This window comes from Streptomyces sp. CA-142005, assembly GCF_050942335.1.
Lineage (GTDB): Bacteria > Actinomycetota > Actinomycetes > Streptomycetales > Streptomycetaceae > Streptomyces.
In genome coordinates, this window is record NZ_CP192078.1 from 4270862 (window position 1) to 4292128 (window position 21267).

Genomic DNA, 21267 nt, shown 5'->3' on the forward strand with positions numbered 1-21267 from the left:
CTTGCCCAGGTTCAGTGTCATTGTCCCCGCGTACAAGGTCCAGGCGTATCTCTCCGAGTGCCTGGACTCGGTGCTCTCGCAGTCGTACCCCGATCTGGAACTGATCGCCGTGGACGACTGCTCACCGGATGCCTGCGGGGCGATCATCGACGAGTACGCGGCCCGGGACGCGCGGGTGCGGCCCGTGCACCTGGCCGAGAACCGGGGCCTCGGGCGGGCCCGGAACGCGGGGCTGGCCGAGGCGACCGGTGACTACCTGCTCTTCCTGGACAGCGACGACACCCTCACCCCGGACGCGCTCAGGGCGATCGCGGACCGGATCAAGGATTCCGGCGAGCCGGACGTCCTGGTGTACGACTACGCGCGCACGTACTGGGACGGCCGGGCGGTGCGCAACCAGCTCGCCGGAACGCTCACCGAGCAGGGCCCGGCGCCGTTCCGCCTCGAGGACCGGCCGGGGCTGCTCAGGGTGCTGATGGTGGCCTGGAACAAGGCGTACCGGCGGGAGTTCGTCGAGGCCCACGGCTTCGCGTTCCCGCGGGGCTACTACGAGGACACCCCCTGGACCTTCCCCGTGCTGATGACGGCGGAGTCGATCGCCACCCTGGACCGGGTGTGCGTGCACTACCGGCAGCGCCGGCAGGGCAACATCCTCGGCACCACGAGCCGCAGGCACTTCGATCTCTTCGAGCAGTACGACCGGGTGTTCGCGTACGTCGAGGACCACCCCGAACTGGCGCGGTGGCGGCCGGAGTTGTTCCGCCGCATGATCGACCACTACGCCACGGTGTTCACCAAGCGGAACCGCCTGCCGCGCGGCAGCCACGGCGAGTTCCTGCGCCGGGCCCGCGCCCACTACCGCCGCTACCGCGTCCCCGGAACCCGGATGCGCCGCCGGAACATCCTGGTCCGCTTCGGTCTGCACCGCACCTTCCGCGCGTTCCGGCTGGTCTCGGCCATGCGCCGGCGCACGATCAAGGCGGCCGTGAAGCCGGCCCGCGCCGTACGGACCGGCGTGCTGCGGCTGCACTACCGGATCCAGCTGCGGCTGCCCGTCCGCGCCGACCGGGCGGTGTTCACCTCCGGCGCGGGCCGGGGCCACGGCGGCGACCCGGCCGCCCTGGAGGAGGCCTTCCGCACCCACGCCCCGCACATCCACACCGCCTGGATCGCCCGCCCCGGGCACGAGCACACGGTCCCGCCCGGCCCGCGCCGGCTGCGGCCCGGCAGCCCCGCCTACTGGACGGCGCTGGCCCGCGCCAAGTACCTGGTCACCGACGACGTCCTGGACCCGGACCTGCGCAAGCGGCCCGGGCAGATCCTGCTCCAGACCCGGCAGGGCACGCCGCTGAAGCACATGGGCCTGGACCTGCAGGAACGCCCGGCGGCGGCCCGCGACACCGACTTCGCCCGGCTGCTGCGCGGCGTCGACCAGTGGGACCTCCTGCTGTCGGGCAACCGGCACTCGACCCTGACCTGGGAGCGGGTCCTCCCGGGCCGCTACACCACGCTGGAGTACGGCGCCCCGCGCAACGACGTCTTCCAGCGGGCGACCTCGGCGGACGTGGCCCGGCTGCGCGCCTCGCTGGGCATCCCGGAGGGCGCGGTCGCGATCCTGTACGCGCCGACCCACCGGGACTACCTGCGCACCCAGCACCCGCTGCTGGACCTGGAGCGGATCGTGCGCCGCCTCGGCCCGCGGTTCGTGATCCTGGCGCGTACCCACGGCGACCGGTGTCCCGAGGGCCCCCGGGTCATCGACGTCCGCGACCACCCGAGCGTGCAGTCCCTGTGCCTGGCCTCGGACGCCCTGGTCACCGACTACTCGTCGATCATGTTCGACTACGCCGGCCTGGACCGGCCGATCGTGGTGCACACCGGCGACTGGGAGGCGTACCGGGCGGCCCGTGGCACCTACTTCGACCTGCGTACCTTCCCGCCGGGCGCGGTCGCGCACAGCGAGGACGAGCTGATCGACATCTTCGCGACCGGGCACTGGCGCGGCTCGCGCTCGACCCAGCAGCGGGCGGCGTTCCGGCAGCGGTTCTGCCCGTACGACGACGGACGCGCCGCCGAGCGGGTCGTCCGGCACGTGGTGCTGGGCGAGACGGGTCTGCCGCCGGTGGTGCCGCTCGCGGAGCGCAAGCCGGTGCCGTCGGCCTGTGGGCAGTCGCCGCTGGCCACCGTGCCGCAACCTTCCGGTTCCCTCCCCGTCACCGAGAGGCGCTGACGGCGTTGGTCCTTTCGGGAGTTCCCGTGCCCCTCGGCTCGACGCGGCCCACCCCGAGCCGGCCGTCCACCTGGCGTCCGGCGGGGCGGCCCGGTCGCGTGACAGGCCTCGTCCGCGGGACACGGTCCGCAAGACAACAGAAAGAGCAGAATGCCCCGCTTCAGCATCATCGTCCCGTCCCACGGGGTCGCCGCCCGGCTGTCCCAGGCGCTGGACTCGGTACTCGGCCAGTCGTTCGGCGATCTGCAACTGATCCCGGTCTGCGACGGCCCCGACTCCCCGGCCGCCGCCGTGGCCGCCGGGTACGCGGAGCGGGACCCCCGGGTGACCCCGGTCGACTCGCCGCCGTCCGCCGGTCTGAGCGGGGCGCGCAACGCGGGTGTCCAGGCGGCGACCGGCGCGTACGTGCTGTTCCTCGACGGCGACGACCTGCTGCTGCCGGGCGCGCTCGCGGCGCTGGACGCCCGGCTGACCGAGACCGCCGGCGTGGACGTGCTCCATGTCGAGCACGAGCGCGCCCCCTGGTGGGAGGGCGAGCCCACCAACCCGGCCAGGCCGCTGTTCGCCGGGGCCCCGAAGGGCGCCTTCGCCCCCGCCGACCTGCCGGAGCTGACCGGTGTACAGCTCCCGGCGTGGAGCGCGGTCTACCGCCGCAGCTTCCTCACCGAGCACAAGCTCGCCTTCCCCGACAGCCACTTCACCGACCTCGGCTGGGGCGGGCTGACCACGCTCGCGGCCGGGCGGATCGCGGTGCTGCGCCGGGTCGTCGTACGGCACCGGCTGCGCCGGCAGGGCAGCCGGCTCAATCTGCCGGGGCCGCACCAGCACGAGCTGCTCGACCAGGTGGAGCTCGTGCTGACCCGGGCCGCCGAGCTGGAGCTGCCCGCCGAGCGGACGCGCGCGCTCTTCGAGCAGCTGTTCACCCAGGTGCTGAAGACCGCATCCCGGCCGGAGCGGCTGCCGTCCGGGCACCGGGCGTTCTTCCGCCGCGCCGCCCGTCTGTACCGGCGCCACCGGCCGGCCGGTTTCCGGGCGCCCGGCGGCAGCCTGGGCGTGCAGCACCGGCTGCTGGCGACCGGGGCGTACAGCGCGTTCCGGGCGCTGCGCGGCGCCAACCGGCTGGCCACGGACACCGCCGAGCGCCTGCCCCGCCCGCGCGCGGTGCGCACCCGGCTGCGCTACGCCCGCGACCTGCGCCGCCCGCTCGACGAGAACCTGGCCGTGTACTGCGCCTACTGGGGCCGGGGCTACGCCTGCAATCCGGCCGCGATCCACGCCAAGGCCCGCGAACTCGCCCCGCACATCCGCTCGGTGTTCCTGGTCGAGGCCGACCAGGCGCACGCGATGCCGGAGGGCGTGGAGTACGCGGTGATCGGCTCCCGCCGCTCCTGGGAGGTGCTGGCCCGGGCCAAGTACCTGGTCAACAACGCCAACTTCGCCGAGGGCGTCGTCAAGCGGCCCGGCAGCGTGCACCTGCAGACCCAGCACGGCACCCCGCTGAAGACGATGGGCGTGGACCAGTCGACGTACACGGTGGTGGCCGCCCAGTCGGGCAGCTTCACCAGGCTGCTCGGCCGGGTGGACCGCTGGGACTTCAACCTCTCCTCCAACCGCCACTCCACCCAGATGTGGGAGCGCGCCTTCCCCGGCTCCTGGGAGGCGCTGGAGTACGGCTATCCGCGCAACGACGTCTACTACACGGCGACCGCCGAGGACGTGGCCCGCATCCGGCGCCGGCTGGGCGTCCCGGAGGACAAGACGGCCGTGCTGTACGCGCCGACCCACCGCGACCACCACACCGGCTTCGAGCCCGGCCTGGATCTCGAGGCCTTCTGCGAGGCGGCCGGCGAGGACGTGGTCGTCCTGCTGCGCGCCCACTACTTCTACGACCGGGGTCCCGGCCGCAGCGACGGCCGGATCATCGACGTCACCGCGCACCGCTCCTCCGAGGACGTCTGCCTCGCCGCGGACGCGCTGGTCACCGACTACTCGTCGATCATGTTCGACTACGCCAACCTGGACCGGCCGATCGTGGTGTACGCCGACGACTGGGACGTCTACCGGGAGACGCGGGGCGTCTACTTCGATCTGATGGCCGAGCCGCCGGGACCGGTCGCGCGCACCCCGGGGGAGCTGGCCGCCGTCTTCCGCGACGGCTCGTACGCGGGCGCGGAGGCGGCCGCGCTGCGGGCCGCGTTCCGGGAGCGGTTCTGCGAGTTCGACGACGGACGGGCCGCCGAGCGCGTCGTACGGCGGGTGCTGCTCGGCGAGCCGCCCGAGGCGGTCCCGCCCGTGATCCCGCTCGCGCAGCGCGTCCCCGCCCCCGCCGCCGCGACCCTCGTGAGGAGCTGACCCGCCGTGCCCCGCTTCAGTGTGATCGTGCCCTGCTTCAAGGTGCAGGGCTTTCTGCGCGAGTGCCTGGACTCGGTGCTGCTGCAGTCCTTCGACGACTTCGAGCTGATCGCCGTGGACGACCGCTCCCCGGACGGCTGCGGCGCGATCCTCGACGAGTACGCCGGGCGCGACCCGCGCGTGAAGGTGCTGCACCTGCCGGAGAACGTGGGCCTCGGCCGCGCCCGCAACGCCGGGCTGCCGCACGCCACCGGCGACTACCTGTTCTTCCTGGACAGCGACGACACCCTCACCCCGGGCGCGCTCAGGGCGATCGCCGACCGGCTGGCGGAGGCCGAGGACCCGGACGTGCTGGTCTTCGACTACGCGCGCGCCTACTGGTGGGGCGGCACGCGGCGCAACGTCCTGGCCGAGGTGCTCGCCGAGGCCGGCCCGGGCACCTTCACCGCCGACGCCTACCCGCGGATCCTCGACCTGCTGATGGTGGTGTGGAACAAGGTCTACCGGCGGGAGTTCGTGCAGGCGGAGGGCTTCGAGTTCCCGCCGGGCTACTACGAGGACACCCCCTGGACCTTCCCGGTCATGCTCAGCGCCCGCAGCATCGCCACCCTGGACCGGATCTGCCTGAACTACCGGCAGCGCCGGCAGGGCAACATCCTGTCCACGACCAGCCGCAAGCACTTCGACATCCACGACCAGTACGAGCGGGTCTTCGCGTTCGTCGAGCAGCGGCACCGGCTCGCGCACTGGCGGCCGTACCTGCACCGCAAGATGGGCGAGCACTGCCTGGACATCCTGGCCAAGCCGGACCGGCTGCCGCCCGCGGACAAGGCCGAGTTCTTCCGGCGCACGCGGGAGATGTTCCGGCGCCACAAGCCGGCGCAGGGCGCCCTGACCGACGGCGAGGCCGGCCTGCTGGAGGGCTCCTGGACGGCGTACCGGATCAGGCGGCAGGCGGCGCGGGCCGGACGGGAGACGGCGCGCCGGGCCGGTCTGCTCCGCGGTGCGGCCGCCGCGCGGGCCCGCTCCGGCTGGGCGGCCCTGCACACGCACCGGCCGCTGGACCCGCACCTGGTCGTCTACTCGGCGTCCTCGCACCGGGGCATGCTCGGCGACCCGGCCGCCGTGTACGCCAAGGCCCGGGAGATCGCCCCGCAGCTGCGCGGGGTGTGGGCGATGAAGGACGAGGAGACGGCCGCCGGGCTGCCGCCGGACGTGGAGCACGTGATCGTGGGCTCCCGGCGCTATCTGGAGGTCACGGCGCGGGCGAAGTTCTTCGTGAACGACGTCAACTGGCCGGGCACGCTGGTCAAGCGGCCCGGCAGCGTGCACATCCAGACCCATCAGGGCACCCCGCTGAAGTACATGGGTGCCGACCTGCTGGACAAGCCGGGCGCCCGGCTCGGCTTCGACGTGCCGCAGATGCTGCGCCGGGCCGACCGCTGGGACTACAGCCTGGTCGCCAACCGGCACTCCGAGCTGGTCTGGGAGCGGGCCTACCCATGCCACTTCACCTCGCTGCGCACCGGCAGTCCGCGCAACGACGTGCTGGTGAGGGGCGGCGACAGCGACTTCCGGCAGCGTCACGGCATCCCGGAGACGGACACGGTCGTGCTGTACGCCCCGACCCGCCGGGACTACCGCCGCAGCGGGCACGTGGACCGGATCGACCTCGTGCGGTTCGCGGCGGACCTCGGGAAGAGCCTGGGCGAGGGCCGGGGCGAGGGGTACACCCTGGTGGTCCGGCTGCACCCGTCGCTGGCGGCCGGCCCGGCGCGCGGCATGGGGCTGGCGGAGCTGGCCCGGCGCGGGATCGTGGTCGACGCGACCGACGAGCCGCGCCTGGAGGACGTCCTGCTCGCGGCGGACGTGCTGGTCACGGACTACTCGTCGGTGATGTTCGACTACGCCTGCCTGGACCGGCCGATCGTGGTGCACGCCGACGACTGGCCCGCGTTCTCGGCCGCCCGGGGCGCGTACTTCGACATCACCGCCGAGCCGCCGGGCCATGTCACGCGCTCCTACCGGGAGCTGTCCGGGCTGTTCGCCTCCGGGTCCTGGCGGGACGAGGAGTCGGCCCGGCTGCGCGCGCTGTTCCGGGCCCGGTTCTGCGAGTTCGACGACGGCCGGGCCGCCGACCGCGTCGTACGGACGCTGCTGCTGGGCGAGCCGATGACCGGACCGGGTGCGGTCCGGATCCCGGGCCAGACGGTGGGCCGGGGCACGCTGACCTCGGCGTAGGACGCCGGGGTGCCGGTGCCGAGGCGGCCACCGGCACCCCGGGCCGCCCGGGTCACTCGATGACGAGGTCGACGTCGATGTTGCCGCGGGTGGCGTTGGAGTAGGGGCAGACCTGGTGGGCGGTCTCGACCAGCTTGCGGCCGGTCTCCTCGTCCACGGTGCCGGGCAGCTCGACGCGCAGCGTCACCTTCAGCCCGAAGCCCTCGCCCTGCTTGCCGATGCCGACCTCGGCGGTCACCGCGGCGTCGCTGACGTCGACCTTGGCCTGCCGGCCGACCAGGCCGAGGGCGCTGCCGAAGCAGGCGGCGTAACCGGCGGCGAAGAGCTGCTCGGGGTTGGTGCCCTGGCCATTGCCGCCCAGCTCCACCGGCGGGGCGAGCTGGAGGTCGATCCTGCCGTCGGAGGAGACGGCACGACCGTCACGGCCGTGGGTGGCGGTGGCGACTGCGGTGTAGAGCGCGTCCATGGGACCCGTCCTCTCGGTTCGATGCGGTGTCCGCTGCGGGGTTGCCGCGTGCTTGCGGGCACAAGTAGAGCACACAATTAAGTTGTGCACAACTGAATGGCTCGCAAGAGCTATCCTGGACCCATGACCGCCTCGCCCACCGCCGCCGAAGCCGACTGGCTCCGCCTGGACCGCCAGATCTGCTTCTCCCTGCACGCCGCGTCCCGCGCCTTCAACGGCGTCTACCGCGTGATCCTCAAGGACCTCGGGCTCACCTACCCGCAGTACCTGGTGATGCTGGTGCTCTGGGAGCAGGGCGACCTGCCCGTCAAGAAGCTCGGCGAGCAGCTGCGGCTCGACTCCGGCACGCTGTCCCCGCTGGTCAAGCGGCTGGAAGCGGCCGGCCTGGTGCGCCGGGAGCGCAGCGCCCGGGACGAGCGCTCGGTGCAGGTCCGGCTGACCGAGGAGGGCGCGGCGCTGCGCGAGCGGGCGCTGGAGGTGCCGCGCCGCATCGCCCGGGCGACCGGCTTCGACCTGGCGGAGATCACCGAACTGCACGAACGCCTCGACCGGCTCACGGCCGCACTGGACGCGGCGGCCCTGGAAGCGGGACGCGAGGAGGACTAGCCGACGCGGGCCTCAGTCACGGGGCCTCACGGGCTTACGGACGTACAGCCGTACGACCATCCCGCCCCGCCGGACCCGCTCCCGCCCGGTGAACTCCGCCCGCAGCACGGCGAGTTTGGCCCGCTCGGTGGGCCTGCGCGGGCTCCAGCGCCCGGCGAGCAGACCCGGGTCCGCCACGACCCACACCCGGTCCAGCCGCTCCAGCCGCCACCGCACCTCCCGCGGCCCGGCCTCCCGCCCGTACAGCGTCCCCGACCCGGCGGCCTGCTCCACCAGCAGCACGTCCCGCGACCCCCGGAACGCGCCCGGATAGGTCAGGGCCACGTTCCGCTCATGTGCCGGCAGGAACAGCACGGCATCCCCGGGCCCCAGCTCCCGTGCCGCCACCCGGGAGACGGCACCGAGATCGTCGGGCCGGGTGGCCGGGTCGCGGTCCGCGCGCAGGACGGGGAGCTGGTGCACGAAGGACAGCGCGATCGCCAGGACACCGGTGAGGGTGACGAGGGGGGACTGCGACAGGGGGCGCCGTCCCGGCCTGCCGTCGGCGGCCGGCCGGCCCACCACCCCGGCCAGCCGCTCGGCACCCGCCGCCACCAGCAGCGGCGCCCCGCTCAGCGCGTACAGCACATACCGGTCCACGAACAGCGGCGAGGCCTGGGAAGCCAGCATCAACAGCACAGGCGGCACCACGGTCAACGGCAGCGCCACCCCCACGAGAGTGATCTCCCCCCGCCGCCCGAAGAGCCCCGCCAACGCGACCGACGCAAGGCCCAGACACACCGCGTACACCCCTCCCGAAGGCCCGAGAAAACACCGCAGCAGCTCCTCCGCCGTCACCGCCGTGGGCCTGCGCAGCCACGCCACCTGCGCCGCCTGCCCCCGCGACACCAGAACCATCGGCACCAGTGACACCAGGACCGCGCCTGCGGCACACCCCCACCCCCGCCACATGCGCCGCCCGACACGGGCCAGCGCCAGCGACCCCCCGTGGGCGCACAGCAGCAGCACCGCGAACTCGTGCAGCCAGCAGGTGAGACCGAGGACGGCGCCGTACGCCGCCCAGGAACGCGAGGAACCGCGCTGCACGGCCCGGACGAGCAGCAGCGTCGCCCCGGCCGCCCCGGCGGCCACCAGGGCATAACTGCGGCCCTCCTGCGCATAGTGCCCGGCCATCGGCGCCACGGCGTACAGCAGCCCGGCCCACAGTCCGACGCGCGGCCGGGCCAGCCGGGTGCCGAGCGCCGCCACCAGCGCGGCCGTCACCGCCGCCGCGCACACCGACGGCAGCCGCAGGACGACCTCGCCGGGGTGGACGGCGAGGACGGCGTGCATCAGGAGGTAGTACAGCCCGTGCACGGCGTCCACGTCGTGCAGCAGCAGCCAGATCTGCGGCACCGTACGCCGCCCGACCTGGAGGCTGACGGCCTCGTCGCGCCACATCCCGCCCCGGTCCAGCCCCCAGAGCCCGACCGCGAGCATCACCAGCGCGGGCACCCCCACGGCGGTCCGGCGGCGTATCCCGGTCCGGTGGCCGCGGGGCGCGCGCGTCGCCCCGCCGGCCGGCCCGACGACTGCCCTCGCAGCCGCCCTGCGCGACTGCGGTTTCGCAGGAAGCCCGACGTTCACCACGGTCCGCCCGATCTATTGCGATTAGCCAATGCTTTTCAGACCATGACGGCGTATCGGCATGGATACACCATCCGCGGCGCTTAGGCTCCCATGCGATGAACCGTCTCCGTGTCAACTCCGGTCCGGTGCTCGGCGTCACTGCCCTCTGGCTGGCCACCCGCGCCGTGATGCTGTGGCTGCTCACCCACGACAACGCCCCACTGCTGGGCGGGGGCACGGTGAGCCGTGAGGTGTCGGGGCTGTACGGCTACTGGTACGGCGTCCTCGCGCACGGCTCGTTCCCGGCGCACGACATGCTGTGGCAGTACCCGCCGGGCGCCGGCGTGGTCCTGCTCGCGCCGCGCCTGCTGCCGTGGCTGCCGTACTTCCAGGCGTTCGTGCTGCTCACTCTGGCGATGGATGCGCTGGTCACGACGGCACTGACGCGCGTGGGCGGACGTCCCGGACGCAGCCTGCTCGGCGCGGCCCTGTGGACCGGCGGACTGCCGCTGCTGCTGCACCTCCCGCTCGCCCGGTACGACGTCCAGGTCACCGCCCTCGCGGTGCTCTCCCTGCTGGCGCTGAAGCGCTCCACGCGCGCGTGCGGGGTGTTCGGCGCGCTGGGCGCGCTGGTGAAGGTATGGCCGGCGCTGGTGCTGCTGGGCACGCCCCCGGGGCCGTCGACTCGCCGGGCGTGGGGGTGGGCGACAGCCGTCGGAGCCGCCCTGCTCGGAGCGCTCGCCGTGTCGTTCGACCACCCCCTGTCCTTTCTGCGGGGGCAGGGCGGGCGGGGCGTGCAGATCGAGTCACTCGGCGGTACCGTGCTGAACCTGGCGCGGCACGCCGGCTGGCCGGGCCGGGCGCGCTACCAGTACGGCGCCACCGAGCTGGTCGGCCCGCACGTGTCCGCCGTGGTCACCGCCTCCCTGACACTGACGGCGGTCGCCCTCACGCTGCTGGTGCTGTGGCGGATGCAGGCGCAACGCTGGAGCGAGGCCACGCCGTACGACGCGGCGCTGAGCGCGGTGCTGCTCTTCACGGTCACCAGCCGGGTGATCAGCCCGCAGTACATGATCTGGCTGCTCGGTCTCGCCGGGGTGTGCCTGACCTCGCGGCACACCAGCCAGCGGCCCGTGGCGGCGCTGGTGCTGGCGGCGGCCGCGCTGACCACCCTGGTGTTCCCGATGCACTACACCGAGGTGGTCGAGGGCGCCTGGACCGGCTGTCTTCTCATGCTGGCCCGCAACGGGATCCTGGCGGCCGCGGCCGTGCTGTCGTTCGTGCGGTTGTGGCGCTCGACGGGCCCGGATGGAAAGACCGTGCAAACAACGGAACCCCGAACCGATTCCGACCGTCTTCCGGACCGAGCACTAAGCCTCTCTTAACGGCGTATTACCGAACATTTCTACGCTCCCGGCCTGTGGACCCGATGCGATCAGACCCGACCGACACACCCGATACAGCAGGTACCGCCGAGTCGCCGCGTCCGGCGCAGGTCGGTGTCGTCGTCATCGGCTACAACGACAGCGCGCACGTGGGTGACGCCGTGCGGTCGGCGCTCGCCCAGGGGCCGGCGGTCGCCGAGGTCGTCGCCGTGGACGACTGCTCCACGGACGGCAGCGCCGAACTGCTCGACCGACTGGCCGCCGACGAGCCCCGGCTGCGGGTGGTGCGCCGGAGCGTGAACAGTGGCGGCTGCGGCAGCCCGCGCAACGCCGGGATCGACGCGGTGACCACCCCGTACGTGATGTTCCTGGACAGCGACGACGTGCTGCCGCCCGGTGCGGTGGACGCGCTGCTGGCGGCAGCCACGGGGGCGCACGCCGAGGTGGCGAGTGGGCTGTGCGTGCGCCGGGAGCTGCCCTCGGGGCGCGAACAACCCTGGCAGGCGCCCCTCTACACGGCGCACACCGTGCTCGCGCGCCCCGCGCAGCGGCCCCGCCTGGTCCACGACACGCTGTGCGTCAACAAGCTGTACCGCACCGACTTCCTGCGCGAGCACGGCATCCGCTTCCCCGAGGGCCGCTTCCTCTACGAGGACATCGTCTTCACCGCGCGCGTGCTGGCCGCCGGCCCGCGCATCGCGCTCGTACCGGACCGCGTGTACGTGTGGCATGTGCGCCGCGCCGCCGAGCAGTTGTCGCTCTCGCTGGACCGGGAGCACATCGACAACTGGAAGGCGCGCGTGGAGGCGTGCGCGCTGGCGTACGACATTCTGCTGGGCGCCGGGCAGAAGGAGCTGGCGCGGGCGGCGCGGGCCAAGTTCCTCGACCACGAGGTGCGGATGTACGCGCGCGAGCTGGGGTTGCGCGACGCGCACTACCGGCGCGCGTGGTGGGCGCACACCCGTGAGTACCTGGCGCGCTACGACGCCGCCGACTGGGAGCTGAACCCGAGCGCTCCGGGCCGGCTGCTGGCACGGGTCGTCCTGGAGTCGCCCGAGCCCCGCGACCTGCCCCGGCTGCGCGAGCTGGCCGCCCGCCCGGCGCGCCTGCTGCCGCCCTACGCCCGCACGCCCGACGGCGTCCCGGTCTGGTCCCCCGACCTCCCCCAGGTCACCCTCACACCGTTCCTGACCCGCCCCACCGGTGTGCTCCCGCTCGTGGTCGACGCGGAACTGCGGCCACGCGCGCGTGCCTCGACGCTCCGTCTGCGACTGCACGAGCTGTACGGCAGGGTGGCGGAGGCGGGCCCGCGCGAGGTGGACGTGGAGTGGCAGTCCCGGGACGACGACCGGACGCGGGGGCGCACGACGACCCCGCTCACGCCCTGCGGCCCGGAGAGCTGGTCGGCCGAGCTGCCCGTCGACCTGGCCGGGCTCGGCGCCGGCACCTGGGACCTGCGGCTGACCGTGCGCTTCGCCGACGGCGCACAGCGCGATGTGACGGCGCACGCCCTGGCGGGCGCCGGCCGGCTGCGCCGGAGCGCCGTCCCGAGCGCCCGGCACGGTGTGCTCCTGGTGCAGCCGTACGCCACGCACTCCGGCGCGCTGGCCGTGCGCGTGGCGACCGGCGTGCGCGGGGTACTGCAGGTGGCGCGCGGCCGACTCCGCCGCCTGCTTCACTGAGGACCGCCTGCTGCTTCACTGGAAGACGCCCGCTGCTCCACCGAGCGACAGAACGGGCCAACTGACGAGGAGACGGCCGCAATGACCTGGCTGATCACCGGCGGTGCCGGATACATCGGGGCACACGTCGTACGGGCGATGACCGAGGCGGGCGAGCGCACGGTCGTCTACGACGACCTGTCCACCGGCGTCGCGGGGCGCGTACCGGCGGAGGTCCCCCTGGTGCGGGGCTCGGTCCTGGACGGGGAGCTTGTGGCCCGCACGCTCGCCGAGCACGAGATCAGCGGGGTCGTGCATCTGGCGGCGAAGAAGCAGGTGGGCGAGTCGGTGGAGCGCCCGCTGCACTACTACCGGGAGAACGTCGAGGGCCTGCGCACCCTCCTGGAGGCGGTGACACGGGCGGAGATCCCGTCCTTCGTCTTCTCCTCCTCGGCCGCCGTCTACGGCATGCCGGACGTCGCCCTGGTCACGGAGGAGACCCCCTGTCTGCCGATGTCCCCGTACGGCGAGACGAAGCTGGCCGGCGAGTGGCTGGTGCGCGCGACGGGCAGGGCGACCGGCATGTCCACGGCGTCCCTGCGCTACTTCAACGTGGCGGGCGCGGCCGGCCCCGAACTCGCCGACACCGGCGTCTTCAACCTCATCCCCATGGTCTTCGAGAAGCTCACCGAGGGCGCGCCGCCGCGCATCTTCGGCGACGACTACGCGACGCCGGACGGCACCTGCGTACGCGACTACATCCACGTGGTCGACCTGGCCGAGGCCCATGTCACCGTCGCCCGCGCCCTGGCCTCCTCCCCCGGCACCGACACGACCCTCAACATCGGCCGCGGCGAGGGCGTGTCGGTCCGCGAGATGATCGACCGGATCAACGCGGTCACCGGCTACAACCGCCCGCCGACCGTCACCCCGCGCCGCCCCGGCGACCCGGCACGCGTCGTCGCCTCGGCCGCCCGTATCGCCACGGAACTGGGCTGGCACGCCAAGTACGACGTCCAGGACATGATCACCTCGGCCTGGTACGGCTGGGTACACCACCACCCGGAAGCGGCACGGTCGTAGGCTGCGCCGGTGCCCCTTCCCGGAATTCGCGAACGCGCGGTCGGCGCCGTACTCGGCTCCGCCGTCGGCGACGCCCTCGGAGCCCCCTTCGAATTCGGTCCCGAGGGCGCCTTCTCCGCCCGTTTCCCCGCTCCCGGCCACGGCGGCGAGATGCGCGGAGGCGGCGGCTGGGAGCCGGGCGAGGCGACGGACGACACCCAGATGGCCGTCCTGACCGCCCAGTCCCTGCTGGACCACGGCGGCATGGACCTGCCGGACCTCTTCCACCGCTTCCAGCGCTGGGCGGCAGCCGGCCCGAAGGACATCGGCCTCCAGACGGAGGCGGTCCTGACCAGCGGCGACCCCTGGGACACGGCCGCCGCCCTGCACTTCCAGGTCAACCTGCGAGCGGCGGGCAACGGCGCGTTGATGCGAGCCGCCCCCTCGGCGGTGTACTTCGCCCGCGACGGCCGCGAGGCCACCATGGAGGCCGCCCGCCGCCTCTCCGCGCTTACCCACGGCGACGGCGCGGCTTGGGAGGGCACGGCAGCACTGCACGACCTGATGCGCGTGGCCCTGACCGGCGAGAACCCCCTCACCGCCCTGCCGGCAACCCTGGCTGCCCTCCACCCCGCCCACCGCTCCCGGTACGAGGTGGTCCTCTCCCCCGACTGGCACCCAGACCAGGCGACCGAGTTCAACGGCGCGGTGTGGCCGTGTCTCGGCTCGGCGGTGTGGGCGCTGCGGACCACGACGTCGTACGAGGAAGCGGTCCGCGCGGCGATCGACCTCGGCGGAGACACGGACACCGTGGCGGCGGTCACGGGGGCGCTGGCGGGGGCGGTGTACGGAGCCGGATCGATACCGACACGCTGGACCGAGCCCCTGCACGTGCCGCTACCGGGGTTCGACGGCCGCGTACTGCGCACACAGGACCTGACCGAACTGGCAGAGCGCCTGATCGCACCCGCGTAGCGGTCGTGCCCCGCCTCACAACGCCTTGAGCGCCCCCGCCGTGGCCCGGGCCAGTTGGTCCAGGTAGCCCTTCGGCAGCTTCGGGGATCTGATGACCACCGCACGCCAGTACAGCGGGCCGGAGATCAGGTCGAGCGCGAGGTCGGGATCGACGCCCGCCCGTACCTCGCCGCGCTCCTCCGCCGCCGCCACGATCCTGCTGGCCACGCCCTCCTGGCCGTCCCGCAGGGCCTTCTGGAAGGCGTCGGCGATGTCGGGATTGCGGGCCGCCTCCGCCTGCAGGTCGGGGATGATCTGGGAGGCGACCGGGTGGCGCAGGGCGCGGGAGGTCACCTCGTACAGGAGGCGGAGGTCGCCCTCCAGGGAGCCAGTGTCGGGGACCGGGAAGCCCAGGACCGCCATCGCCGAGACGACGTCCAGCACCAGGTGCAGCTTGGACCGCCAGCGCCGGTACACCGCGGTCTTGCCGACGCCCGCCCGCCGCGCGATGCCCTCGATGGACATCCGCGCGTAGCCGACGGCCGCGAGTTCCTCGAAGACCGCCGCCCGGATGGCCTCGGTCACGTCCTCCCGGAGTACGGCGGCCCCGGCGGGGGTCCGGCGGCGCGGACGCGTCGGCGGCTCGTCGGCGTTCGTGGTCATGACCCACAGCATAGGCCGTTACGACGAAACGGTTGCGTTCCGACGTCGATTGGTTCTACGCTCACGATGCGACGATACGGTCCCGTTCCGACGTAAGAGAACGTGAAGAGAAGCGTAAGGAAACGAACGCACGTCGGACGACGGACCCCGACGCGCCCCGGCCCCCCAGCCGGACGCGCCACCCCCTCCCCCCGAGCGAAAGCAGCGGATGTGAGCCAGGTCCTCGACACACCGCCCCCCACCCAGGCCCCGGCCGACGACGACCTCGCGGCGCTGGCCGCCCGGCACGGCCTGTCGGTCAGCGGCGCCCGCCCCTCCCTGCCGGAGTACGTCCGCCAGCTGTGGGAGCGGCGCCACTTCATCACCGCCTTCGCCACCGCCAAGCTCACCGCGCAGTACAGCCAGGCGAAGCTCGGCCAGGTCTGGCAGGTCATGACCCCGCTGCTGAACGCGGCGGTCTACTACTTCATCTTCGGCGTGCTGCTGGGCACCAGCCACGGGGTGCCGGACTACATCCCGTTCCTGGTCACCGGCGTGTTCATCTGGACGTTCACGCAGAGCTCGATCATGGCCGGCACCCGCGCGATCTCCGGCAACCTGGGCCTGGTCCGCGCCCTGCACTTCCCGCGCGCCGCCCTGCCGATCTCCTTCTGCCTCCAGCAGCTCCAGCAGCTGCTGTTCTCCATGGCCGCGCTGATCGTCATCCTGCTGTGCTTCGGCATCCCGGTCAGCGCCTCCTGGCTGCTGGCGATCCCGGCCCTCGTCCTGCAGTTCGTGTTCAACGCGGGCGTGTCGATGATCATGGCGCGCTGGGGCGCCAAGACCCCGGACATCGCCCAGCTGATGCCGTTCATCCTGCGCACCTGGATGTACGTGTCCGGCGTGATGTGGAGCATCAGCAAGCTCACCGAGAAGGACCACCTGCCGCACATCGTCACGGTCCTGCTGGAGACCAACCCGGCCGCCGTCTACATCGACCTCATGCGGTACGCGCTGATCGACAGCTTCCACGCCAGGCAGCTGCCCCCGCACGTGTGGCCGGCCGCGTTCGGCTGGGCCCTGCTCGCCGGCATCGGCGGCTTCATCTACTTCTGGAAGGCTGAGGAGACGTACGGCCGTGGCTGAGCAGACCCCCACCGAGATGATCCCCACCGTCATCGCCGAGAACGTCGACATCGTCTACCGGGTCAACGGCACCGGCGCCGGCCGCGGCACCGCCACCGCCGCCCTCAACCGCATGCTGCGCCGCAAGCAGGCCGAGCAGGCGGCCGGCGTACGCCGGGTGCACGCGGTCAAGAAGGTGTCGTTCGTCGCCTACAAGGGTGAGGCCATCGGGCTCATCGGCACCAACGGCTCCGGCAAGTCGACGCTGCTGAAGGCCGTCGCCGGGCTGCTCCCGGTGGAGAACGGGCACATCTACACCAACGGCCAGCCCTCCCTGCTCGGCGTCAACGCGGCCCTGATGAACGACCTGACGGGTGAACGCAACGTCCACCTCGGCGGTCTGGCCATGGGCATGTCCCGGGAGCAGGTCAGGGAGCGCTACCAGGACATCGTCGACTTCTCCGGGATCAACGAGAAGGGCGACTTCATCACCCTGCCGATGCGCACGTACTCCTCCGGCATGGCCGCCCGGCTGCGGTTCTCCATCGCCGCCGCCAAGGACCACGACGTCCTGCTGATCGACGAGGCACTGGCCACCGGCGACCGCAAGTTCCAGATGCGCTCCGAGGAACGCATCCGTGAACTGCGCGAGCGCGCGGGCACGGTCTTCCTGGTCAGCCACAACAACAAGTCGATCCGCGACACCTGCGAGCGGGTCCTGTGGCTGGAGCGCGGCGAGTTGCGCATGGACGGGCCGACCGAGGACGTCATGAAGGAGTACGAGGCCTTCACCGGCGACAAGAGCGACAAGCCGGCGAAGAAGCCGGCACCCAAGAAGGCGGCCTGACCGGTCGGAGCAAGAAGGTGGCATGAAAGTTACCGGCAGCGAAACCGCAGGCCACGGAACTCGCTCTTCCTTCATGGGCCCTCTCTTACTCCGCGTGTGGTTATCCCTTTCATCCGCTTAGTGACAGTATGTTATGAAGGGTGCCCCAAGCCGACGAGCCGAAGGAGTCCACTGCGATGCCCCAACTCAGCGTCATCGTCTACGGACCGAACGCACAGGGGCACCTGACAGAGTTGCTGGACTCCCTGGAAGCCCGCCCGCTCCCCGCCGCCGAGGTCATCGTCGCCGCGGTCGGCGACTGGGCGCGGGAGACGGCCGAGGGCCACGCCCCCGAGACGGTGGTCGTACCGCTGCCGGAGGGCACCGGTGACGCGGCGGCCCGGGCGGCCGGCGCCGCCCGCGCGAGCGGCCGCTGGCTGCACTTCGTCCACGCCAAGGACAGCCTGCCCGCCGGCGCCGCCCGGCTGATCGCCGAGCGGACCGCCGAGCTGGACGCCGCCGACGGCGCCGGGGTGGACGTACTCGTCTTCGACCACGTCACCACCACCTGGCAGACCGCCGGCACCCCCTCCCGCGACGGCCGGCTGCTCGCCGCCGTCGGCCGCGACAGCCTGCCCCTGGACGAGGCCGCCGACCTGCTGCGCCTGACCCCGCTGCTCGGCAACCGCGCCCTGCGCGCCGCGTTCTGGCGGGCGCACGAGCAGCAGCTCACCACCGACGACGAACCGCAGGCCGCCCACGCCGCCCTGCTGCACGCCGGCCGGGTCGCCTGTCTCAACCAGGTGGCGTACGAGAACCGCCGGCTGCGCCCCGAGAGCCTGCCGCCGCTCGCCCCCGAGGACCGGTTCGCGCTGATCGACCGCTACGACTCGCTGCTCTCCCTCGCCAGGGACCGCCGCGCCGCCCGCACGGTGCTGTACGACCTGATGATGCGCGACCTCGTGCGCACCTTCGCCGGCGAGAACCTGCCCGACGCCGTCGCCCGCGAGTTCTTCCGCCGCGCCTCCCTCGCCGCGGTCCGCTGGCGCCCCGAGAAGCACGAGCGCCCGGCCGGGGTGGAGGGCGTACGGCACGCCCTGCTGGAGGAGGGCGCGTACACCAAGTACCGCGCGTTCCAGGCCGCCAACCGCGCCCGCCGCGCCGCCAAGAAGGCCGTGCGCACCCGGAAGAAGCAGGTCGGCGCCAAGCTCCGCGACCAGCAGTACCACCGCGCCCTGAACCGTCCCGTCGACCCGGACCTGGCCGTGTTCGCCGCCTACTGGGACCGCGGGGTGTCCTGCAACCCGGCCGCGATCGCCGCCAAGCTCGCCGAACTCGCCCCGCACATCCACCAGGTGTGGACGGTGTCGAAGGAGAACACGGCGCTGCTGCCGCCCGGCACCGACCACGTCGTCCCCGGCACCCGCCGCTACTGGGAGACGCTGGCCACCGCCAAGTACCTCACGAACAACGTCAACTTCCCCAACGCGGTGGTCAAACGCCCCGACGCGATCCACCTCCAGACCCACCACGGCACCCCGCTCAAGCGCATGGGCCTGGACCAGAAGGAACACCCGGCCGCCGCCAAGGGCCTGGACTTCGCCGCGCTGCTGGCCCGCATCGACAAGTGGGACTACAGCGTCAGCGCCAACAGCCACTCGACCCGCATGTGGGAGCGCGCCTACCCGGCCCGCTACACCTCGCTCGACTACGGCTATCCGCGCAACGACGTCTTCTACACGAGCGGCGCCCGGGAAGTGCGCGCCGCCCGGGAACGCCTGGGCATCCCGCCCGGCAGGACGGCCGTCCTGTACGCCCCGACCCACCGCGACTACGAGGCCGGCTTCACCCCGCGCCTGGACCTCGCGGCCCTCGCCGACCGCCTCGGCGAGGACACCGTGCTCCTGGTCCGCGCCCACTACTTCTACGGCGGCGCCGCCTCCCCGCTGACCGGTCTGCGCCGCTCCGGCCGGATCATCGACGTCTCCTCCTACGACCCCGTGGAGGAGCTCTGCCTGGCCGCCGACGCGCTGGTCACGGACTACTCGTCGATCATGTTCGACTACGCCAACCTCGACCGCCCGATCGTCGTCTACGCCGACGACTGGGAGACCTACCGCACCACCCGGGGCGTCTACTTCGACCTCATGACCGACCACCCCGGCCAGGTCGCGCGCACGCAGGAGGAGCTGACGGAGATCTTCGTCTCCGGCGCCTGGCGCGACGAGGGCGCGGCCAAGGCGCGGGCCACCTTCCGGCGCCGGTTCTGCGAGTACGACGACGGCCGCGCCGCCGAACGGGTCGTACGACGGGTGTTCCTCGGCGAACCGGAGGAGTCACTGCCACCGGTGATCCCGCTGGAGGAACGCACCCCCGCCCCGACCCCCGAGGAGGCCTCGGCATGACGACCCCCGACGTGACGGTGACGGTCATCGTCTACAACGACGCCGCCCGCCTGCCCCGGGCGGTCGCCTCGCTGCGCGCGCAGACGCACGCGAACATCGAGATCATCATCAGCGACGACCACTCCACCGACGACACGCCGGCTGTGGCGCGCCGGCTGGAGTCGGAGGACTCCCGCATCCGCTACCTCCGCCTGCCGGAGAACAGCGGCGGCTGCAGCGCCCCGCGCAACCGGGCCATCGACATCGCCCGGGCGCCGTATCTGATGTTCCTCGACAGCGACGACGAACTCCCGCCCCGCGCGGTGGAGTTGCTGCTCGCCGCGCACCGCGAGCGGGAGGTGGACTTCACCATGGGGGCGGTGCGCCGGGTGCGGGTGGACAACGGCCGCCGTACGACGTGGATGCGGCACCTGGTCGCCGAGCGCCGCACGGTGGAGGGCATCGAGGCCGACCCGCGGCTGCTGTTCGAGCACCTGTCGACGAGCAAGATGTACGCGCGTTCCTTCCTCGACCGGCACGAGTTGCGCTTCCCGGAGGGCATCCACTACGAGGACCAGCTGTTCTCGGCGCAGGCGTACTGCCTGGCGAAGGCGTTCACGATCATTCCGGACCCGGTGTACGTCTGGTACATCGACCCGTTCGCGGCGGCGGCGACGGCCTCGATCTCGAACCAGCGGCACAAGGTCACGAACGTCCGCGACCGGATCCACGTCCAGCGTCTGATCGACGACTTCCTGGTGGAGAGCGGGCACGCGGGGCTGCGCGAGGACAAGGACTACAAGTTCCTCAAGCACGACTTCCGGATGTACGCGGGCGACCTGCCCTACCGGGACGAGGAGTGGCTGAGCGCCTTCGCGGACATCGTGAACCCGTACCTGGAGACCCTGTCCCCCGGCGCGTACGCCCGCCTGCCCCGCCCCGAGCGGGTGGTGCTGGAGCTGCTGCGCCAGGGCCGCCTGGAGGAGGTCCGGCTCGCGGCCCGCGGGCTCGGGCACGGGGTGGCGCCGCGGCAGGTCACGGCCGACGCGTCCGGTGTGCCGTACTGGGGCGACCGCGTGCCCACGTCCGACCGCGCCCGCCGCGAACTGGACGTGTCCGACCTGGAGTTGGACACGCGCCCGTTCCCGAGCGCGCAGTTCCGCCACGAGATCACGGAGCTGACCCCGGGCCCCGGAGCCTCCCTCACCCTGGCCGTCCGCACCTACGACCCCGGTCTGCGCCTCCCCGTGGGCCCGCAGCGAGCCGGCCTGGTCCTCTCCCCCGGCAACCGCCGGATGGCGGTCCCCTTCCGGCTCGACCCGGTCCGCCCCGGCGTCTTCGAGGGCACGGTCCATCTGGACCTGGCCGAGGCCCCGCTCCCCTTCCAGGGCTTCGCGGGCGTACGGCACCCGGTGGTCCGCCTCCAGCAGCAGGGCCTGGCCAACTCCGGTGTGCTGCTGGCTCCCCTGTCCTTCCCCGCCCTCACGGCCCAGATCGAATACCGCTCCGGTGCGACCCCGCACGAGGTCGCCGTGGAACCGGAGAACCGCAACCCCGGCCGCCTGCAGATCCGCTGGCGCCCGGTGGGGGTGACGGCCCGTGTCATCCGCCCGGTCGTGCGGAAGGTGGCCCGCCCGAAGGTCCGCAAGGCGGCGAAGCTGCTGTCCAGCGTGCTGAGGTAAGGGGGCCGCTCCGAAGCGCCGTCGAGGTGCGGGTCCGTGGGCG

15 protein-coding genes are annotated in these 21267 nt (G+C 72.8%); 12 read left to right on the top strand and 3 right to left on the bottom strand.

The window, feature by feature from the left end:
- The first annotated feature begins 1 nt into the window (after position 1).
- From ACQPXS_RS20105 to ACQPXS_RS20115, 3 genes are all read left to right on the top strand, one after another.
- Complete coding sequence (locus ACQPXS_RS20105) at positions 2 to 2230, top strand: bifunctional glycosyltransferase/CDP-glycerol:glycerophosphate glycerophosphotransferase (RefSeq protein ID WP_433450748.1); 2229 nt, start codon at positions 2 to 4, stop codon at positions 2228 to 2230.
- Positions 2231 to 2380: 150 nt separating this feature from the next.
- Positions 2381 to 4582, top strand: a complete 2202-nt coding sequence (locus ACQPXS_RS20110; protein WP_433450749.1) for a CDP-glycerol glycerophosphotransferase family protein — start codon at positions 2381 to 2383, stop codon at positions 4580 to 4582.
- A 6-nt stretch (positions 4583 to 4588) separates the two neighbouring features.
- Positions 4589 to 6823, top strand: a complete 2235-nt coding sequence (locus tag ACQPXS_RS20115) for a bifunctional glycosyltransferase/CDP-glycerol:glycerophosphate glycerophosphotransferase (RefSeq protein WP_433450750.1) — start codon at positions 4589 to 4591, stop codon at positions 6821 to 6823.
- 52 nt (positions 6824 to 6875) lie between these two features.
- Here ACQPXS_RS20115 and ACQPXS_RS20120 read toward each other — a convergent pair whose 3' ends face one another.
- Positions 6876 to 7289 (bottom strand): organic hydroperoxide resistance protein, encoded by a 414-nt coding sequence (locus tag ACQPXS_RS20120; protein ID WP_351809318.1) that lies wholly within the window; start codon positions 7287 to 7289, stop codon positions 6876 to 6878.
- A 96-nt stretch (positions 7290 to 7385) separates the two neighbouring features.
- On the opposite strand from ACQPXS_RS20120, the gene ACQPXS_RS20125 reads away from it, so the two are divergent.
- A complete protein-coding gene (locus ACQPXS_RS20125; protein WP_433450751.1) occupies positions 7386 to 7895 on the top strand; it encodes a MarR family winged helix-turn-helix transcriptional regulator in 510 nt (169 codons plus the stop codon).
- A 12-nt stretch (positions 7896 to 7907) separates the two neighbouring features.
- Here the strand turns inward: ACQPXS_RS20125 and ACQPXS_RS20130 are convergent, their stop codons facing one another.
- Entirely contained in the window at positions 7908 to 9389 is a 1482-nt protein-coding gene (locus ACQPXS_RS20130; RefSeq protein WP_433450752.1) for a glycosyltransferase family 39 protein, read from the bottom strand.
- 230 nt (positions 9390 to 9619) lie between these two features.
- Between ACQPXS_RS20130 and ACQPXS_RS20135 the strand changes: the two genes are divergently transcribed.
- The 4 genes from ACQPXS_RS20135 (at position 9620) to ACQPXS_RS20150 (ending at position 14586) form a co-directional block, all read left to right on the top strand.
- Complete coding sequence (locus ACQPXS_RS20135; protein WP_433450753.1) at positions 9620 to 10888, top strand: glycosyltransferase 87 family protein; 1269 nt, start codon at positions 9620 to 9622, stop codon at positions 10886 to 10888.
- 44 nt (positions 10889 to 10932) lie between these two features.
- Positions 10933 to 12570, top strand: a complete 1638-nt coding sequence (locus ACQPXS_RS20140; protein ID WP_433450754.1) for a glycosyltransferase family 2 protein — start codon at positions 10933 to 10935, stop codon at positions 12568 to 12570.
- An 81-nt stretch (positions 12571 to 12651) separates the two neighbouring features.
- The gene (gene galE, locus ACQPXS_RS20145) at positions 12652 to 13632 is read left to right on the top strand and encodes a UDP-glucose 4-epimerase GalE (protein WP_433450755.1); all 981 of its coding nucleotides are present in this window, start codon (positions 12652 to 12654) and stop codon (positions 13630 to 13632) included.
- 9 nt (positions 13633 to 13641) lie between these two features.
- A complete protein-coding gene (locus ACQPXS_RS20150) occupies positions 13642 to 14586 on the top strand; it encodes an ADP-ribosylglycohydrolase family protein (RefSeq protein ID WP_433450756.1) in 945 nt (314 codons plus the stop codon).
- Positions 14587 to 14601: 15 nt separating this feature from the next.
- Here ACQPXS_RS20150 and ACQPXS_RS20155 read toward each other — a convergent pair whose 3' ends face one another.
- Entirely contained in the window at positions 14602 to 15228 is a 627-nt protein-coding gene (locus tag ACQPXS_RS20155; RefSeq protein ID WP_351809339.1) for a TetR/AcrR family transcriptional regulator, read from the bottom strand.
- A gap of 210 nt (positions 15229 to 15438) precedes the next feature.
- Between ACQPXS_RS20155 and ACQPXS_RS20160 the strand changes: the two genes are divergently transcribed.
- The 4 genes from ACQPXS_RS20160 to ACQPXS_RS20175 all read left to right on the top strand — a co-directional run bounded on the left by ACQPXS_RS20160 (position 15439) and on the right by ACQPXS_RS20175 (position 21224).
- Positions 15439 to 16353, top strand: coding sequence for an ABC transporter permease (locus ACQPXS_RS20160; protein ID WP_433450757.1), 915 nt, complete (start codon positions 15439 to 15441; stop codon positions 16351 to 16353).
- Positions 16354 to 16369: 16 nt separating this feature from the next.
- The gene (locus tag ACQPXS_RS20165; protein WP_433455876.1) at positions 16370 to 17179 is read left to right on the top strand and encodes an ABC transporter ATP-binding protein; all 810 of its coding nucleotides are present in this window, start codon (positions 16370 to 16372) and stop codon (positions 17177 to 17179) included.
- Positions 17180 to 17355: 176 nt separating this feature from the next.
- Complete coding sequence (locus ACQPXS_RS20170; RefSeq protein ID WP_433450758.1) at positions 17356 to 19563, top strand: CDP-glycerol glycerophosphotransferase family protein; 2208 nt, start codon at positions 17356 to 17358, stop codon at positions 19561 to 19563.
- A complete protein-coding gene (locus ACQPXS_RS20175) occupies positions 19560 to 21224 on the top strand; it encodes a glycosyltransferase family 2 protein (protein ID WP_433450759.1) in 1665 nt (554 codons plus the stop codon). Before ACQPXS_RS20170 ends, ACQPXS_RS20175 begins: the two co-directional genes overlap by 4 nt.
- The last annotated feature ends 43 nt before the right edge of the window (positions 21225 to 21267 follow it).

Coding starts and splice junctions, on each gene's coding strand:
- ACQPXS_RS20110 (WP_433450749.1), top strand. CDS start 2,381: ATGCCCCGCTTCAGCATCATCGTCCCGTCCCACGGGGTCGCCGCCCGG.
- ACQPXS_RS20120 (WP_351809318.1), bottom strand. CDS start 7,289: ATGGACGCGCTCTACACCGCAGTCGCCACCGCCACCCACGGCCGTGAC.
- ACQPXS_RS20125 (WP_433450751.1), top strand. CDS start 7,386: ATGGCTCGCAAGAGCTATCCTGGACCCATGACCGCCTCGCCCACCGCC.
- ACQPXS_RS20135 (WP_433450753.1), top strand. CDS start 9,620: ATGAACCGTCTCCGTGTCAACTCCGGTCCGGTGCTCGGCGTCACTGCC.
- ACQPXS_RS20140 (WP_433450754.1), top strand. CDS start 10,933: ATGCGATCAGACCCGACCGACACACCCGATACAGCAGGTACCGCCGAG.
- galE (WP_433450755.1), top strand. CDS start 12,652: ATGACCTGGCTGATCACCGGCGGTGCCGGATACATCGGGGCACACGTC.
- ACQPXS_RS20155 (WP_351809339.1), bottom strand. CDS start 15,228: ATGACCACGAACGCCGACGAGCCGCCGACGCGTCCGCGCCGCCGGACC.
- ACQPXS_RS20165 (WP_433455876.1), top strand. CDS start 16,370: ATGATCCCCACCGTCATCGCCGAGAACGTCGACATCGTCTACCGGGTC.
- ACQPXS_RS20170 (WP_433450758.1), top strand. CDS start 17,356: ATGCCCCAACTCAGCGTCATCGTCTACGGACCGAACGCACAGGGGCAC.
- ACQPXS_RS20175 (WP_433450759.1), top strand. CDS start 19,560: ATGACGACCCCCGACGTGACGGTGACGGTCATCGTCTACAACGACGCC.